The following is a 16,884-nucleotide window of genomic DNA, read 5'->3' as shown; positions in this document are numbered from 1 at the left end:
AATGAGCACCACGCGCCAATTCCTGTCCGACAACGCCGCCCCCGTCCACCCGCGAGTGTGGGCGGCGATGCAGGCCGCTGACGAGGCCGACGCGCCCTACGACAACGACACGCTCTCGCGCCGCCTCGATGCGGAATTCTCCGCGCTGTTCGGGTGCGAGGTCGGGGTGGTCTGGGTCGCCACCGGGACTGCCGCCAATTGCCTCGCGCTCGCGACGATGTGCGAACCGCACGGCGGGGTCGTCTGCCACCGCGAGGCGCACATCGAGATGGACGAAGGCGGGGCGCCCGGCTTCTTCCTCCACGGCGCCAAGCTGCTGCTGGCCGATGGCGACGGCGCGAAGGTGACGCCCGACGCGGTGCGCGCGGTGATCGACCCGATCCGGCCCGATGTGCACTGGGTCCAGCCGCACGCTCTGTCGGTGACACAGGCCAGCGAATACGGTCGGGTCTATCGGCCCGAAGAGCTGGCGGCGCTGGGCGACCTGGCGAAAGAGCGCGGGCTCGGATTCCACGTCGACGGTGCGCGCTTCGCCAACGCGGTCGCGTTCCTCGGCTGCACGCCCGCCGAGGCCGCCGGGCCGTGCGACGCGCTGTCGTTCGGCTGCATCAAGAACGGCGCAATGAGCGCCGAAGCGATCGTGTTCTTCGATCCCGAGCGCGCGGCGCTCGCCCGGTGGCGGCGCAAGCGCGGCGGCCACCTGCAATCGAAGGGCCGCTACCTCGCAGCGCAGCTTCTCGCGATGCTCGACGGCGACCTGTGGCTCGCCAATGCCCGCGCCGCGAACGCCGCCGCGGCCGAGATCGCGGGTGCCTGCGGCGACCGCCTGCAGCACGTGGTCGAGGCGAACGAGCTGTTCGTCACCGTCTCCCCCGCCGAGCGCGAAACGCTGCGCGCGCAAGGCTTCGGGTTCTACGACTGGGGTGCGGACGGCGCCAGGTTCGTGACCGCGTGGAACACCCGCGAGGACGCGGCGAGCGCGCTGGCGCAGGCGATCGCCGCGCTGTGAACGAGAGTCCCTCCCCGCACCCACCACCGCACGCACTACTGCGCCCGCGGATCGTCATTCCCTTCGTACTCGTTGCGCTGATCTGGGGATCGACGTGGTACGTCATCCGCGGCCAGATCGACGGCGTCCCGGCGCAGTGGTCGATCGCCTACCGCTTCGCGCTGGCGGCGCCCGCGATGTTCGCGCTGGCGCTGATCATGCGGATGCCGCTGGCGATGCCGCGCGCCGCGCATGGTCTGGCGCTGGCGATGGGGCTGTTCCAGTTCTGCGGCAACTACTCGTTCGTCTATGCGAGCGAGGCGCACCTGACCTCGGGGATCGTCGCGCTGCTGATCGGCATGATGTTCGTGCCCAACGCCCTCCTCGCCCGCGCGCTTCTCGGACAGCAGGTCACGCGCCGATTCCTGGTCGGCAGCGCGGTTGCGCTGGCGGGTATCGGATTGCTGCTGGTCAACGAGGCGCGGATCGCGCCGCTCGAGGGTAAGGTCGGCTGGGGCGCGGCACTGGCGCTGTGCGGGATGATGGCGGCATCGATCGCCAACGTGATCCAGGCTGGACCGGCGGGGAAGTCGGTCTCGCTGGTGACACTGCTTTCGTGGTCGATCCTCTACGGTGCGGCGATCGACGTGGGCATCGCCGCAGCGTTCGCGGGTCCGCCGCCGGTGCCATCTGATCCGGCATACTGGCTGGGAACCGCCTGGCTTGCGATCGTAGGCACCGTCGTGACGTTCCCGTTCTACTACCAGCTCGTGCGCGAGCTCGGCGCAGGCCGCGCGGCCTACAACGGGGTGCTCGTGGTCGTGATCGCGATGATCATCTCGACCCTGCTCGAGGGCTATCGCTGGTCGGCGCTCGCGGTCGGCGGCGCGCTACTGGCGACACTCGGAATGATCATTGCGCTCCGCGCCCGGCAGGTCGCGGCAGGCGGGATTCAGGCCTCGAGCGACAGCAGCGAGCGCAGTCCTTCGCGATAACTCGGGTAGCGCGGCGTCCAGCCCAGCACCCGCTTCGCCTTGCCGTTCGCCACCCGGCGATTCTCGGCGTAAAACCCGCGTGCCATCGGCGACAGGCCCGCTTCGTCGATCGATTGCAGCGGCGGGGGCGCGACGCCGAGCAGGCGGCAGGCCTCCTCGGTCACCGCGTTGGCGCTCGCGGGCTGATCGTCGGCGAGATTGTAGGCACCTGGCGGCGCATCCAGCGCGGCAACCACGCCGACCGCGATATCCTCCACATGAACCCGGCTGAAGACCTGACCGGGCAGATCGATGCGGTGCGCCTTGCCCTCGCGGATGCGATCGAACGGCGAGCGCCCCGGGCCGTAGATGCCCGGCAAGCGGAACACCCGCGCGCCAAGCGCCAGCCAGCGGGCATCCGCATAGGATCGCGCCGTCCGGCGCCCGGTTCCGGTGGGCGCGCTCTCGTCGACCCAGGCGCCGCCGGTGTCGCCATAGACACCGGTGGACGAGAGGTAGCCGAGCCAGCCTCCCCTCAGCCCGTCACCGTATCGCGACAGCACCGGATCGCCGTCGGCTCCGGGCGGGACGGACGACAGCACGTGGCTCGCTCGCGACAATGCCGCGCGGACGGCTTGGTCATCTTCAAACCCGATTCCGCCATCGCTGCCCGTTGCCTCCACGGTCCAGCCGTCGGGCAGTGCGGCCGCTATCGCCTTGGCCGTGTAGCCCAGCCCGAAAACGAATAGTCGGCTCACTTGTCGTCGAGATACCCGGCCGGCGGCGTCACAACCTGCGCGTCCGGCAAGTGGTCCTTCTTCCACTGCATCGCCATCCGCACGCGGGTCGCGCCCGATGGGTGGTCGTAGAACAGGAACTCCTCGAGCGACGACGGCTCGATCTTGCGATATTCGCTGAGCCGCATGGCGGTCATCGCGAAGCCGTCGGGTTGTTGCGCGGCGTCGAGCCCGAAGGCATCGGCCTCGCTCTCGGCGGTGCGGATCATCGTCTTGATCGCGGGAGTGGCGACCAGCATGTAGAGCGACAGGCAGATCGCGAGCACCGGCAGCGAGGCCGGATCGGCAAGCTCGCGCACGCCCCAGCGCTCGCCGTAGCGGGCGATAAGGCGCGGCGCGATCCGGCTCGTCAGGAAGAACCCCAGCCCGAATATCACGAGCATCCACAGCACGTTCCGCCACACGTGATTGAGGACGTAGTGTCCCATCTCGTGACCCATCACAGCGAGGATCTCTGGCTCGCTGGTGCGGTTGAGGAGATTGTCGTTCAGGCTGATGCGGATCGTCGGTCCGAGGCCCGAGACGTTGGCCGAGATGCGCTTGGTCTGCTTGGAGGCGTCGAACACGTAGATGTGCTCTGCGGGGATCGCGTACTTTGCCGCGACCGCTTCGATTTTCGTGCGCAGGGGTCCTCGCTCGAGCTCGGCATAGGTGTTGAACAGCGGCGCGATGTAGACCGGCGCGATCGCAGCGCCGAACAGCGCGAACAGCCCGACGAGGCCCGTTCCCCACAGCCACCACATGCGCGGCGCGCGGCGGATCACGGCATAGATCGCGATCATCGCGAGCGGCGCGATCACCAGCGATATGCCCAGAGCGATGGCTTGCTCGCTCGCCCATTCGCCGAAGGTCTGGCTCATCAACCCGTACTGCTTCTCGCGGAAGAAGGCGGTGTAGATCGTCCACGGCAGAGTGATGATCGTGCCGACCAGCGTATAAAGCAGCGCGGTCAGCCCGACGACGAGAAAGCGGCGCTTGAACCGCCGCTCCCCGAAATCGCGAAAGGCCGCGACGACGCGGAACTTCAGCAAGAGCCCATCGACCAGCACCGCGATCAGCGTGCTCCACAGCGTCAGCCAGTAGCCACCCTCGAAATAGGCGTCCGATTGCGCGCGGGCGGGTCCCTGCAGCGTGTCGAGATAGGCCCGCGTCGCGGTCTCGACGTCGAACCCCGGATTGGCGACCGTTGCCGCCAGAATGTCCAACACGCTCATGAATGTCCCCCTCTGCCGCGGGGTGTGCGTTGTGGACCGGCACGGTGTCAATTGCGCGCGTCCGCCTATCGACCGGCACCCCGAACGCGGCGACCAGCGTTGTCGCGATGGGTGGACGCGCCGCCCGCAGGTTATAAAGGACCGGGAATGGACATCGCCCGCACCCCATCGACCCCCGACGGCAACCCCGAGATGGCCGATGCGCCGCCGCCGCCGAAGGAGCCGCCGGTGATCCGGCGCGAGGACTACCAGCCCTTCCCCTGGCGCGTGCCGCAGACGCGGCTCGAATTCGCGCTGGGGATCGAACGGACCCGCGTCACCTGCACGCTCGCGATCGCCCCCAACCCCGACGCGGAGGCGAGCGACACGCTGCGCCTGGCGGGCGACGGCATAGGGCCGCAACTAGTCGAAGTGGACGGTACCAGCGCGAACGATTGGCACCTCGACGATGGCGACCTCGTCATCGGCCTGTCCCCCGGAGCGCACGAAGTGCGCATCGTCACCGAGATATCGCCCTCCGCCAATTCGCAGCTCATGGGGCTCTATGCCTCGAGCGGGATGCTTTGCACCCAGTGCGAGGCGGAAGGTTTTCGCCGCATCGCGTTCTTCCCCGACCGACCCGACGTACTCAGCACCTACACAGTGCGAATGGAGGGTCCGAAAGACCAGTTCCCGGTCCTGCTGTCGAACGGCAACCGCGTCGACGGCGGTCAAGGTGACGACGGGAACCATTGGGCCGAATGGCACGATCCCTGGCCCAAGCCGAGCTACCTCTTCGCGCTGGTCGCGGGCGACCTCGTGGCGCGCAAGGACAGCTTCACCACCATGAGCGGCCGCGAGGTCGAGTTGGCGATCTTCGTCCGCAGCGAGGACCTCGCGCGCACGGAACACGCGATGGAATCGCTCAAGAAGTCGATGAAGTGGGACGAGGTGGTGTTCGGCCGCGAATACGACCTCGACGTGTTCAACATCGTCGCCGTGGGCGATTTCAACATGGGGGCGATGGAGAACAAGGGTCTCAACGTCTTCAACACCAAGTACGTGCTGGCCGATCCCGAGACCGCCACCGACGGCGACTACGACGGGATCGAGGGCGTCATCGCCCACGAATACTTCCACAACTGGTCGGGCAACCGAGTGACCTGCCGCGACTGGTTCCAGCTTTCGCTCAAGGAGGGTTTCACCGTGCTGCGCGACCAGCTGTTCAGCCAGGACATGCAGGGTGAGGCGGTCAAGCGGATCGAGGACGTGCGCCTGCTTCGCAGCGTGCAGTTTCCCGAGGATTCGGGTCCGCTGGCGCACCCGATCCGGCCCGACAGCTTCCGCGAGATCTCGAACTTCTACACCTCGACGATCTACAACAAGGGCGCCGAAGTCATCCGCATGATGCGCACGATGGCGAATTGGGGAGCGGGCGAGGACCGGTTCCGCAAAGGCACCGACCTCTACTTCGATCGCCACGACGGAGAGGCGGCGACCTGCGAGGACTTCGTCACCGCGATCGAGGACGGCGCCGGGCTCGATCTCAAGCAGTTTCGCCGGTGGTATTCGCAGGCGGGCACCCCGAAGGTCGAGGTGGTGCTGGCGCACGAGGGCGATACCGCCACGCTGACCCTGCACCAGACCGTTCCAGCGACCCCGGGGCAGGACACCAAGGAGCCGATGCCGATCCCGCTGCGCCTCGCGCTGTTCGACCGCGAGACGGGCACGCATCGGGGCGAGGAGCTGTTCGTGCTCGAAGGTACGGAAAGCGAGATGTCGTTCTCCGGCTTCGCCCAGCCGCCGGTGCTCTCGATCAATCGCGGCTTCTCCGCGCCGGTTTCGATCGAGCGCGAGATGTCGGCAGAGGACCTCGTCTTTCTCGCCGCGCATGACGACGATCCCTTCGCCCGCTACGAAGCGATGCAGGAACTGATCGTCGGCCACCTCGTCGCGGCGGTCGGCGGCGGGCTGGCGGATGGCGAGCGGGATACCGCGCGCGATGCGATCGGTGGCGCGATGCTGGCGATCGTGGCCGATGCCGCGCTCGACGATGCCATGCGCGGCGAGCTGATGATGCTGCCGAGCCAGACCTACATCTCCGAACAGCTCCTGATCGCCGATCCGAGCCGCATCCATGCCGAGCGCGAGGCGCTGAAGGGCTGGCTCGGCAAGACGCTGGAAGGCGAGCTCGTCGCCCTGCATGGCCGTGCGAGCGGCGCGTCCGACGGGGTGGGCCAGGCCGCCCGGGGTGCGCGCAAGGTCAAGACCCAGGCGCTCGTCTATCTTGCTGCGGGCAACCCCGAGCGCGCCGCCACGATGGCCGCCGCGCAGTACGATGCCGCCACGACGATGACCGATCGGCAAGGCGCGCTGATGGTGCTATGCGGTCTCTCTGGGGTTGAGCGCACGAACAAGCTGATCGACTTCTATAATCGCTACCAGGGCAATGCGCTGGTGATCGACAAGTGGTTCAGCCTGCAGGCGAGTTCGCTCCACCCCCTGGCGATCGAGCACGTCAAGGCGCTCAGCCAGCACCCCGACTTCACGCTCAAGAACCCCAACCGCGTGCGCAGTCTGTACATGGCGTTCGCGGGCAATCCGCACGCGTTCCATGCGACGAACGGAGAGGGGTACCGGATCATCGCCGACCTGATCATCGCGCTCGACCCGATCAACGCACAGACGGCGGCGCGGTTCGTGCCCCCGCTCGGGCGCTGGCGGCGGGTCGAGGCTGGGCGTGCAGCGCTGATGCGTGCCGAGCTCGAACGGATCGCGGCGACGCCGGGGCTGTCGCGAGATACCTTCGAACAGGTCTTTCGCTCGCTTGGCTGAGTCCCTCACCGCCGAGGCACTGGCAGGCGTGCCGCACGGGTTCATGACCCGGCGCGGCGGGGTCTCGACGGGCGCCGTCGCCAGCCTCAACTGCGGTTTCGGTGCCGACGACGACCGCGTGGCGGTGATCGAGAACCGCCGCATCGCCGCCGAAGCGGTGCTGCCGGGCGCCACTCTCGTCGGGGTGCACCAGGTGCATTCGCCCGATGTCGTCACGGTGGAGGGGCCGTGGCCCGACGATGCGCGGCCCAAGGCGGACGCGCTCGTGACCGACCGGCCGGGCCTGCTCCTCGGCATCCTCACCGCGGACTGCGCTCCGGTGCTGCTGACCGACCGCGAGGCGAGCGTGATCGGCGCGGCTCACGCGGGCTGGCGCGGCGCGCACGGCGGAGTGATCGCCAATACCGTCGCCGCAATGGTCGCGCTGGGTGCCGAGCCCGCGCGCATTTCCGCCGCCGTCGGCCCCTGTATCGCACAGGCGAGCTACGAGGTGAGTGACGATTTCCGCAGCGCTTTCACTCCCGCCGACGATCGCTTTTTCGCCCAAGGCGCGCCCGAACACTGGCAGTTCGACCTACCCGGTTACGTCGCCAAGGCGCTCGCCGATTCGGGCGTAGGCAGGGTCGAGGTCCTCGGCCGCGACACCTATGCCGAGCCGGAGGTGTTCTATTCTTTCCGCCGCGCCACGCACCGGGGCGAGCCGACCTATGGCCGCCTGCTTTCGCTGATCGGCATGGAGCGCGCCCCGCGGCTCTGAATCGGGCGTCCGAAATCCGCCACAATGGCGGTTGGCAACATGGCAATTGGAGTCTATGCGCGCCGCAAACCGGCACCGCCGGGCGCCTTCGGGCACCCTGCGGCGAACCGCGGTAAACAGGGGCCGACGCTTCGTTTTTCGCATCCGCCGGTGGGCTTCAGAATAGGCTCCGCCCCGTCCGGGACGGCGCCAGAACAAGCGAAGGCAAGGTACGGCTGATGGCTGATACGACTGGCGACGCGATCCCGGGAACCGTTACGGCTCTCGATGACGGGGTCCGGCGGCGCGATTTCATCAATATCGCAGCGATCGGCGCGGCGGGTGTCGGCGGCGTGAGCGTGCTGCTTCCGCTGATCAGCCAGATGGCCCCCTCGGCCGACGTGCTTGCCGAAAGCAGCACCGAGGTCGACGTGTCGGCGATCCAGCCTGGCCAGGCGATCAAGGCGGTCTTCCGCAAGCAGCCGCTGTTCGTCCGCCGCCTGACCCCGGCCGAGATCGCGGCCGCGAACGCCACCCCGATCGGCGACCTGCGCGATCCGGCAACGCTGGAAGAGCGGACCAAGGAAGGCCACTCCGACATGCTCATCACGATGGGCGTGTGCACGCACCTCGGCTGCGTGCCGCTCGGTGCGGGCGAAGGCGAGGTCAAGGGCGAGTTCGGCGGGTACTTCTGCCCCTGCCACGGCTCGCACTACGACACCGCAGCGCGCATCCGCAAAGGCCCGGCCCCGAAGAACCTCGAGGTGCCGGAGTACGAATTCACCAGCGACACTGTCGTCAAGGTCGGCTGAGGCGAGAGAGAGCAACCATGAGCTTCCCCTGGGCCCAACAGTATCAACCGGTTAACCCGTTCATGCGGTGGATGGACGAGAAGCTGCCGCTTCCCCGTCTCGTCTACAACGCGATCGGTGGCGGCTATCCGGTTCCCCGCAACCTCAACTACATGTGGAATTTCGGGGTCCTCGCCGGGTTCTGCCTGGTGTTGCAGATCGTCACCGGCATCGTGCTCGCCATGCACTACGCCGCCAATGCGACGGTCGCCTTCGGCACGACCGAGCACATCATGCGCGATGTCAACTGGGGTTGGCTGATGCGCTATGCCCACGCCAACGGCGCGAGCATGTTCTTCGCGGTGATCTACCTGCACATTTTCCGCGGGTTCTTCTATTCGAGCTACAAGGCCCCGCGCGAGATGGTCTGGCTGCTCGGCGTGGTCATCTTCCTGCTGATGATGGCGACCGGCTTCATGGGCTACGTCCTGCCCTGGGGTCAGATGAGCTTCTGGGGTGCCAAGGTCATCACCGGGCTCTTCGGTGCGATCCCCGTCGTCGGCGAGCCGATCCAGATCTGGCTCCTCGGCGGCTACGCGCCCGACAACGCCGCGCTCAACCGCTTCTTCTCGCTCCACTACCTTCTGCCGTTCGTGATCGCGGGCGCGGTGATCCTGCACATCTGGGCGCTGCACCTGACGGGTTCGTCGAACCCCACGGGCGTCGAGGTCAAGAGCGAGAGCGACACGATTCCCTTCCACCCGTATTACACGGCGAAGGACGGCTTCGGACTTGGCGTGTTCCTGCTGATCTACTGCGCGCTGCTGTTCTTCGGCCCCAACCTGCTCGGCCACCCGGACAACTACATCGAGGCGAACCCGCTCTCGACCCCGGCGCACATCGTTCCCGAATGGTATTTCTGGCCGTTCTACGCGATCCTGCGCGCCTTCACGGTCGACCTGCACATCCCGTTCACCAGCATCGTCATCATCGAGGCGAAGCTGCTGGGCGTGCTGGCGATGTTCAGCGCGATCCTGATGTGGTTCTTCCTGCCCTGGCTCGACAAGGGCCCGGTTCGCAGCGGCCACTACCGCCCGCTGTTCCGCAAGTTCTTCTGGTTCGGCCTGATCCCGACGATGCTGGTGCTGTTCTACTGCGGCGGCGCGCCGGCTGAAGAGCCGTACGTGATGCTCAGCCAGATCGCGACCGCATACTACTTCCTCCATTTCCTCGTGGTGCTGCCGATCGTCTCGATGATCGAGCGCCCCGAACCGCTGCCGTTCTCGATTACCGAGGCGGTGCTGGGCGAGGACAAGGACGCGGTGCTGGGCGAAAACGCCACGCCGGTTGGCGTCTGAACGACAGGCTTTAGGGAAAGCGACACGACAATGATCCGTCTCATCGGTATCCTCACCGGCCTGTTCTTCGCGCTGATGGCGGTCTGGGGCTTCGGCACCGGCCTCGCCACCGTCATTTCCGACGGCCAGCTCAAGGAAGACACCGCCGAGCACGAATTCCACCTGCATCCCCGCAAGGCGGGCCTGCAGTCGGACGGCGCGTTCGGCACCTGGGACCTCGCGCAGCTCCAGCGCGGTTTCCAGGTCTACAAGGAAGTCTGCGCCGCCTGCCACGGCATGAAGTTCGTGGCGTTCCGCGATCTCGCCGCGCTCGGCTATTCCGAAGCCGAGGTGAAAGCGATCGCCGCTGGCTTCACCGTTCCCGGCATCGACGCCGCGACGGGTGAGCCGGGCACACGCCCGGGCCTGCCGACCGACTATTTCCCCTCACCCTACCCCAATGCGGTGGCGGCGGCGGCGGCGAACAACAACGCCATTCCGCCCGACCTGTCGCTGATCACCAAGGCGCGTCACGACGGATCGAACTACGTCTATTCGCTGCTGACCGGCTATCGCAACGTCGATACCTTCAGCATCGACGGCAAGAAGGTGAAGGAGGAATTTCCCGAATTCGCCACTCCGCCGAACACGCACTTCAATCCCTACTTCGCCAACCTCAACATCGCGATGGCTGCGCCGCTCGCCGCGGAGGGTCAGGTGACCTACGCCGCGGGACAGCCCAAGCCGACCGTCGACCAGATGGCCAAGGACGTCGCCGCGTTCCTGACCTGGACCGCCGAGCCCAAGAAGGTGAAGCGCACCCAGGTCGGTTGGCCGGTACTCGGGTTCCTCCTCTTCGCGACGATCCTGGCATGGTTCGCCAAGAACCAGGTCTGGGCCGCGATCAAGCCGAAGAAGACCAAGGCTTCCTGACGACAGGACCGGGGTCATGAGCCCCGACAACCTCAGGAATCTCGTACGCTCGGTGCCGGACTTCCCGGCACCGGGCGTTCTTTTTCGCGACATCACGACGCTGATCGCGCACGGCGAAGGCCTGCGCGCCGCGGTCGGTCATCTCGCCGAACGCGCGGCTGCCGGCGGCGCCCAGGCAATCGCCGGCATGGAAGCGCGCGGCTTCATCTTCGGCGCGGCGGTGGCGATCGAGCTCGGCGTCGGTTTCCTGCCGGTCCGCAAGCCGGGAAAGCTGCCCGTTCCCACGATCGGCGTCGATTATGCGCTCGAATACGGGACCGACCGGCTCGAGATCGATCCGACCGCGGTCTCTCCGGGCCTGAAGGTCGCGATCGTCGACGACCTCATCGCGACCGGCGGCACCGCTCTCGCCGCGGCGCAATTGCTGCGCACCGCGGGCGCGGCGGTGGACCAGGCGTTGTTCGTGATCGACCTGCCCGACCTCGGCGGCGCCGACCGCCTGCGCGGCGCGGGACTGTCGGTCGATGCGTTGATGCGTTTTCCCGGGCATTGAACGCCGGACTTCGGGCGATGGTCCGGGGAAATCTCTGGAGCGGGTAAGGGGAATCGAACCCCTCTAGCTAGCTTGGAAGGCTAGAGCATTACCACTATGCTATACCCGCTCGCGAGAGGGTGGCGCTTGCCACGGCGCGGCGCCCCCCGTCAATCCTGCGCGCGCGGCCTAGGCCAAATCATGCGAGTTCCAGCGCCCTGAGCACGGCGGCGCTGTCGTAATAGGGCCCCTCCGCGACGATTTTGTCGCTACCGCGCGCGAATTCGAAGCTCGCCGCCATGCGGATCCGGAACGCGCGCCCGGTCGCTTCGTGCACCGTAACGCCGACTTGCAGCGGGCCCGAGTGCGTGCCGGTGAGCCAGAATTCGACCAGCACGCTGTCGCTGTCAGGATCGGCGGCGATAGCGATGACCTCGTTCCCCTGATCGGGAAAGGGCGTGCGCGAAAGCTCGAAATAGCGGCGCACCGCGGCTTCGCCGTCGAACACCATGTCAGGACCGTACAGCTCATAACGCGGGTGCTCGAAGGTCGCGATCACGCCGTCCCAGTCGTGCACGATTTCGAGCGCCATATGCTCGCGGACGACGGCGACCCTGCGTTCGTGAAGGCTTCCGGTCATTTTCTCTCCTCTCCCGTTGATATTGCGGCGTATCGGGACGACAGTCGAGCCGTGCTCTCGCAAAAGGCCCGCTATTCCATCCGTGCGCTCCAGCACCTCGCCGACCGGTACGGTCAGGGGTTCGTGCCGCTGGGCGAGATCACCGCGGCGCAGAACATCCCGGCGAAGTTCCTGACCGTGATCCTGTCCGAATTCTCGCGAGAGGGGATCGTGATCACCCAGCGCGGCAAGGACGGCGGCTATGCTTTGGCGCTCGCGCCGGTCGATATCCGATATGGCGACATCGTGCGGCTGACGCGCGGCTCGCTGGCACTGGTGCCGTGCGCCAGTCGCTACGCGCACGAGAAGTGCAAGAACTGCCTCGCCGAAGACGAATGCCGCCTGCGTGCATTGATGCTGCAGGTGCGCGACGAGACCGCCGACGTGCTCGACCGGATCACCCTCGCGGACGCCATCGTGCCCGCGCCCGCGTACTCTCCCGACGCCTGAAAGTTCCCCTCCCGATTAAAGAATCGCTTTGCCGCGCAGGCGAATGACTTGGTCGCAAATCGATTGTCTACTTGATTAGTAGACATATCACGACGCGCGATTCTCAGGAGACCCCATGCGCACCACATTCCGATTCGCTTCAATCCTGCTTGCCTCTTCGGCCCTCTTCCCGGTGGCTGCGGCAGCCAATGATGGGGAAGCCGACGAACAGGCCCAGCCGCAGCCGGTCGAGGCGCAAGACGAGGCCGAGCCTTCGCGCGGCGATGTGATCATTGTCACCGCGCGGCGCCGGCAGGAAACCGCGCAAGAGGTGCCGCTGGCCATCTCGGTCATCCGCGGCGACAGCATCGAGGCGACCGGCAACTTCAACGTCGTGAAGCTCCAGCAGCTCGCCCCGACGCTGCAGGTCTACACCTCCAACCCGCGCAACACCTCGGTCAACATCCGCGGCCTCGGCGTACCGTTCGGCCTGACCAGCGACGGGTTCGAGCAGGGGGTGGGTATCTATGTCGACGACGTCTACAACAGCCGCGTTGCGGCGGCGACGTTCGACTTCCTCGACGTGGAGCAGGTCGAAGTGCTGCGCGGCCCGCAGGGGACGCTGTACGGCAAGAACACCACTGCCGGCGCGATCAACGTGACGACCAACCAACCGACCTTCGACTTCGAGGGTCGCGCCGAGCTGACCGTCGGCAACCTTGGCCTCAAGCAGGGCAAGGCGGCGGTCTCGGGCCCGATTTCGGATACCCTTGCAGCGCGCATCGCGGTCGCGGCGACCAGCCGCCGGGGCGTGTACTACAACGTCACCAGCGACCGTTACATCAACGAACAGGACAACCTGGGGCTGCGCGGCCAGTTGCTGTGGCAACCAAGCAGCGACCTCAGCGTGACCCTGTCGGGCGACTACAGCGAACAGGACCCCGAAGGCGTCGGCACCGTGTTCGTGCGCACCGGACTGACCCAGCGCGCACTCAATCGCCAGTACGACGCGCTCGTCGCGGCAGTGAACGCGGCCAACCCGGGGCGCAATTACGCGGTGCCGAGCCGCAATCCGTACGACCGATTGGCCGACGTCGATGCCAGCCTCAACGCAGGGAACAAGATCGGCGGCGCCTCCCTCCGCGCGAAGTGGAACGTCGGTCCCGGCACCCTCACTTCGATCAGTGCCTGGCGCTTCTGGGACTGGAAGCCAGAGAACGACCGCGACTTCACCGGCCTGTCGATCGTGGCGAGGTCGCAGAATCCGTCGCAGCAGGACCAGTACAGCCAGGAATTCCGCTACAACTACGAAGGCAACCGGTTCGATGCCGTGCTCGGCCTGTTCGGCTTCAAGCAGCGGATCGATACGCAAGGCACCGAGCAGCAGGGTGCGGACGCCAGCCGCTGGAGCCTGACCGGCGCGCAGGCGAACGACCCCAGCATCCTCAACGGGCTGACCGCGACCAACACCCAGTACCTGAAATCGACCAGTGCCGCGCTGTTCGGGCAGGTCAGCTGGAAGGTCACCGACGCGCTGACGATCCAGCCGGGCGCGCGGATCAACTACGACAAGAAGGACGGGTTCTATAACCGCGTGGTGACCAACGGCGCGGGACAGACAATCTCGTGCTCTCCCACCCCGCCCGCAGGATCGACTCTCGCGGCGCAGTGCGGCGTCTACCAGCCGCAGACGACCTCGCCCTCGGTCAGCGATTGGAACTTCAGTTACGACCTCAACATCAACTACAAGGTTGCACCCGACGTGCTGGCCTATGCGACCTATGCCAAGAGCTTCAAGACGGTCGGCATCAACCAGAACGGCCTACCGCTCGATACAAACAACCAGCCGGTGCTCAGCGCCAGCACGGTGCTGCCCGAATCGGTCAACCATTACGAGATCGGCCTGAAGACGCAGTTCCTGAACCGCCTCGCGACCTTCAACGTGACGGCGTACCGGACCGACATCGATAACTTCCAGGCGACCGTGAACGGCGGCCAGTTCGGCACCGTGCGCGGCTATCTCGCCAATGCCGAGAAAGTCCGCTCGCAGGGCATCGAGGCGGACTTGAAGATCCGCACCAGCGACCGCTTCACCGCCTACGCCAACGCCGCCTACACCGATGCGAAGTACGAAAAATTCACCAGCGCGCCCTGCCCGCCCGAGCTCTCGGGTGGCACCTTCGTGCCCGTCGGCGGCACCCCCGGTCCCGCCGGGGTGCCCGGATCGTTGAGCCCGCGTTCGTGCGACATCTCGGGCCAGGGCCTGCCCGGTGTATCGAAGTGGGCGTTCTCCTACGGCGCGGAGGCCAACGCCCCGGTCACGCTGCTCGCGAAAGACGGCCAGCTCTATTTCGGGGTCGACGGCAACTACCGCTCGAAGTGGCAGTCGAACGCCTCGCCCTCGATCTATACCGTGGTCGACGGTTACGCGCTGACCAACCTGCGCGCGGGCTTCCGGACCGACGGGCTCGACCTGTTCGCCTGGGTCCGCAACGCGTTCGACGTCGATTACATCGAACTGCTGCAGGTGGCACCGGGCAACGTCGGCCTGATCGCCGGACAGCCGGGCGACGTGCGCACCTGGGGCTTTACCGTGAAGGGGTCATTCTAGGCGACCGCCATGTTGTCGATCAGCCGCGTCCCGCCGATCCGCGCTGCGACCAGCAGCCGGGCCGGTGCCTCGCCCAGCGCAGTGAGCGGGGCGAGCGACGCGGCGTCGGCCAGCGAAACGTAGTCGATCGAATCGAACCCTGCCTGCAGCAGGTGTGCCTCGACCGCCGCTAGCGTCGGGGCCACCGCGCTGCCCGCGAGGAGCGCCGCGATCGCCTCGCGCATCGCCTGTGGGATCGCCGCGGCTTGCGCGCGCGCTTCGGGTGAGAGGTACTGGTTGCGGCTCGACAGCGCGAGCCCGTCGCCCTCGCGCACGGTCGGCACGCCCACTATCGCGTCGACGTACGGCGCGGTGAGGTCGAAGTCGCGCGCCATCCGGCGGATCACGGCGAGCTGCTGCCAGTCCTTTTCGCCGAACAGCGCCACATCGGGCGTGACCTGGTTGAACAGCTTGCACACGACCGTCGCCACCCCGTCGAAATGACCCGGCCGCGCCGCGCCGCACAGCCCCTCGCTGACGCCGGTGACCGAGATGTTGCTGGCGAAGCCCGCCGGATACATCGCCTCGACCGTCGGCGCCCACAGCAGCTCGACGCCTTCGGCTTCGAGCAGCGCGCTGTCGGCTGCCAAGCGGCGCGGATATGCGTCCAGATCCTCGTTCGGCCCGAACTGCTTGGGATTCACGAAAATCGACACCGCTACCACATCGGCGTGCTTCCGCGCCTCGCGCACCAGCGTCAGGTGCCCTTCGTGGAGCGCGCCCATCGTCGGTACCAGCGCCAGCCGCTTGCCGCCCGCCTTCAGGCCCGCGACGGCGCTTCTCAACACTTCCAGCGTCGTCACGGTTTGCATGGGGGCAAGTCACTCCGCTATTCCTGGGTTCGTTCAACGCCCCTAGCGGGCAGATTTCGGGAATGCACGCGTGTCCAAGCCGGCTCACAGGATCGTCTTCGCCAACGAGAAGGGCGGCACCGGCAAGTCGACCACCGCGGTCCACGTCGCGGTCGCGCTGGCCTATCGCGGAGCGAAGGTCGCGGCGATCGACCTCGATCACCGCCAGCGCACGCTCTATCGCTACCTCGAGAACCGCGCCGAAACCGCCGCGCGCCGCGACATCGACCTGCCGACCGCGCGGTTCGAGGTGTTCGAGGGCGGAAGCCCCGATGAACTCGAGGCGATGGCCACCTCGCTGTCCGAAGGATGCGACTTCATCGTGTTCGACACGCCCGGCCGCGACGACCCTCTCGCCCGCCACGCCGCGACAGAGGCGGACACGCTGGTCACCCCGCTCAACGACAGCTTCGTCGATTTCGACCTCATCGGGCAGGTCGATGCCGAGACCTTCAAGGTCCGCAAGCTTTCGTTCTATGCCGAGTTGATCTGGGAGGCGCGGATCAAGCGCAGCCGCAGCCAGCTCGAACAGAATCGCCGCGAAATGGACTGGGTCGTCGTGCGCAACCGCACCGGTCACGTCGAGGCGCGCAACATGGTCCGCATCGAGCAGGCGCTGAAGGAACTGTCGAAGCGCGTGGGTTTCCGCGTCGCGAGCGGCCTCAGCGAACGCGTGATCTACCGCGAGCTGTTCCCCAGCGGGCTGACCCTGCTCGACAAGGGTCACCTGGGCGAACTGGGCACGAGCCATCTCGTCGCGCGACAGGAATTGCGCGCGCTCGTCGCCGCGCTCAACCTGCCCAATCCGGCCACACGTGCGGCGGAACTGGCGCTCGCCTGATATAGCCGCTAGCGACCAGGCGATGGTCAAGGTCCTCATCGTCGCTGCACTCGTCTCGCTGCTGGTGCGCGTCACGGTCGGAAAATGGCCGTGGGAGTATCTTTCGGCGAAACCGACCCGCGGACAGGCCGTTCTCAAGGCACGCAAGCTGCTCGGCGTGCGTCACGAGGCGACGCAAGGCGAAATCCTCGAGGCGCACCGGCGGCTGATCGCCATGGTCCATCCCGATCGGGGCGGTTCGAATGAGCAGGTGCACGAGGCGAATGCCGCGCGCGATCTCCTCCTCGCCGAACTGCCCGACCACACACGTTGAGGAGC

General features: G+C 66.9%; 16 protein-coding genes and 1 tRNA gene. 12 read left to right on the top strand and 5 right to left on the bottom strand.

Annotated elements, in window-relative coordinates:
- Position 1 precedes the first annotated feature (1 nt).
- Together ACWPMX_RS00390 and ACWPMX_RS00385 are read left to right on the top strand one after the other, a co-directional pair.
- Positions 2 to 1,009 carry a threonine aldolase family protein gene (locus tag ACWPMX_RS00390; RefSeq protein ID WP_455698074.1) on the top strand — a complete coding sequence of 336 codons (1,008 nt, stop codon included), beginning with the start codon at positions 2 to 4 and terminating at the stop codon, positions 1,007 to 1,009.
- Positions 1,006 to 1,983: a DMT family transporter gene (locus ACWPMX_RS00385; RefSeq protein ID WP_455698073.1), complete on the top strand. Its 978-nt coding sequence runs from the start codon at positions 1,006 to 1,008 to the stop codon at positions 1,981 to 1,983. The genes ACWPMX_RS00390 and ACWPMX_RS00385 overlap by 4 nt, the downstream gene beginning before the upstream one ends.
- On the opposite strand, the gene ACWPMX_RS00380 is transcribed toward ACWPMX_RS00385, so the two are convergent.
- Complete coding sequence (locus ACWPMX_RS00380) at positions 1,941 to 2,720, bottom strand: SDR family NAD(P)-dependent oxidoreductase (protein ID WP_455698072.1); 780 nt, start codon at positions 2,718 to 2,720, stop codon at positions 1,941 to 1,943. The two genes, ACWPMX_RS00385 and ACWPMX_RS00380, sit on opposite strands and share 43 nt — an antisense overlap.
- Positions 2,717 to 3,973, bottom strand: a complete 1,257-nt coding sequence (locus ACWPMX_RS00375; protein WP_455698071.1) for a M48 family metallopeptidase — start codon at positions 3,971 to 3,973, stop codon at positions 2,717 to 2,719. The genes ACWPMX_RS00380 and ACWPMX_RS00375 overlap by 4 nt, the downstream gene beginning before the upstream one ends.
- A gap of 147 nt (positions 3,974 to 4,120) precedes the next feature.
- Between ACWPMX_RS00375 and pepN the strand changes: the two genes are divergently transcribed.
- The 6 genes from pepN to ACWPMX_RS00345 all read left to right on the top strand — a co-directional run bounded on the left by pepN (position 4,121) and on the right by ACWPMX_RS00345 (position 11,137).
- Positions 4,121 to 6,787: an aminopeptidase N gene (gene pepN, locus ACWPMX_RS00370; protein ID WP_455698070.1), complete on the top strand. Its 2,667-nt coding sequence runs from the start codon at positions 4,121 to 4,123 to the stop codon at positions 6,785 to 6,787.
- A gap of 43 nt (positions 6,788 to 6,830) precedes the next feature.
- The gene (gene pgeF / locus ACWPMX_RS00365) at positions 6,831 to 7,544 is read left to right on the top strand and encodes a peptidoglycan editing factor PgeF (RefSeq protein ID WP_455700705.1); all 714 of its coding nucleotides are present in this window, start codon (positions 6,831 to 6,833) and stop codon (positions 7,542 to 7,544) included.
- Between the two features lie 218 nt (positions 7,545 to 7,762).
- Positions 7,763 to 8,335, top strand: coding sequence for a ubiquinol-cytochrome c reductase iron-sulfur subunit (gene petA / locus ACWPMX_RS00360; protein ID WP_455698069.1), 573 nt, complete (start codon positions 7,763 to 7,765; stop codon positions 8,333 to 8,335).
- A 17-nt stretch (positions 8,336 to 8,352) separates the two neighbouring features.
- Entirely contained in the window at positions 8,353 to 9,672 is a 1,320-nt protein-coding gene (locus ACWPMX_RS00355) for a cytochrome b (protein ID WP_455698068.1), read from the top strand.
- 30 nt (positions 9,673 to 9,702) lie between these two features.
- Positions 9,703 to 10,584, top strand: coding sequence for a cytochrome c1 (locus ACWPMX_RS00350; protein WP_455698067.1), 882 nt, complete (start codon positions 9,703 to 9,705; stop codon positions 10,582 to 10,584).
- Between the two features lie 16 nt (positions 10,585 to 10,600).
- Positions 10,601 to 11,137 (top strand): adenine phosphoribosyltransferase, encoded by a 537-nt coding sequence (locus ACWPMX_RS00345; RefSeq protein ID WP_455698066.1) that lies wholly within the window; start codon positions 10,601 to 10,603, stop codon positions 11,135 to 11,137.
- Positions 11,138 to 11,172: 35 nt separating this feature from the next.
- Here the strand turns inward: ACWPMX_RS00345 and ACWPMX_RS00340 are convergent.
- Together ACWPMX_RS00340 and ACWPMX_RS00335 are read right to left on the bottom strand one after the other, a co-directional pair.
- Positions 11,173 to 11,246: transfer RNA gene (locus ACWPMX_RS00340), tRNA-Gly, on the bottom strand.
- A 69-nt stretch (positions 11,247 to 11,315) separates the two neighbouring features.
- Positions 11,316 to 11,756, bottom strand: coding sequence for a nuclear transport factor 2 family protein (locus tag ACWPMX_RS00335; protein WP_455698065.1), 441 nt, complete (start codon positions 11,754 to 11,756; stop codon positions 11,316 to 11,318).
- A 51-nt stretch (positions 11,757 to 11,807) separates the two neighbouring features.
- Here ACWPMX_RS00335 and ACWPMX_RS00330 point away from each other — a divergent pair, with 51 nt between their 5' ends.
- Together ACWPMX_RS00330 and ACWPMX_RS00325 are read left to right on the top strand one after the other, a co-directional pair.
- The gene (locus ACWPMX_RS00330) at positions 11,808 to 12,245 is read left to right on the top strand and encodes an RrF2 family transcriptional regulator (RefSeq protein ID WP_455698064.1); all 438 of its coding nucleotides are present in this window, start codon (positions 11,808 to 11,810) and stop codon (positions 12,243 to 12,245) included.
- A gap of 115 nt (positions 12,246 to 12,360) precedes the next feature.
- Positions 12,361 to 14,835, top strand: a complete 2,475-nt coding sequence (locus ACWPMX_RS00325; protein WP_455698063.1) for a TonB-dependent receptor — start codon at positions 12,361 to 12,363, stop codon at positions 14,833 to 14,835.
- Here the strand turns inward: ACWPMX_RS00325 and panC are convergent.
- Positions 14,832 to 15,686 carry a pantoate--beta-alanine ligase gene (panC, locus tag ACWPMX_RS00320; RefSeq protein ID WP_455698062.1) on the bottom strand — a complete coding sequence of 285 codons (855 nt, stop codon included), beginning with the start codon at positions 15,684 to 15,686 and terminating at the stop codon, positions 14,832 to 14,834. The genes ACWPMX_RS00325 and panC overlap by 4 nt on opposite strands.
- Positions 15,687 to 15,756: 70 nt before the next feature.
- Between panC and ACWPMX_RS00315 the strand changes: the two genes are divergently transcribed.
- Positions 15,757 to 16,566, top strand: coding sequence for a division plane positioning ATPase MipZ (locus tag ACWPMX_RS00315; protein ID WP_455698061.1), 810 nt, complete (start codon positions 15,757 to 15,759; stop codon positions 16,564 to 16,566).
- 22 nt (positions 16,567 to 16,588) lie between these two features.
- Positions 16,589 to 16,879, top strand: coding sequence for a DnaJ domain-containing protein (locus tag ACWPMX_RS00310; protein WP_455698060.1), 291 nt, complete (start codon positions 16,589 to 16,591; stop codon positions 16,877 to 16,879).
- The last annotated feature ends 5 nt before the right edge of the window (positions 16,880 to 16,884 follow it).

It is taken from the genome of Tsuneonella sp. HG094 (assembly GCF_053819285.1).
Note: the sequence above shows the minus strand (reverse complement) of the source record. Positions and strands in the feature narration are given on the sequence as shown.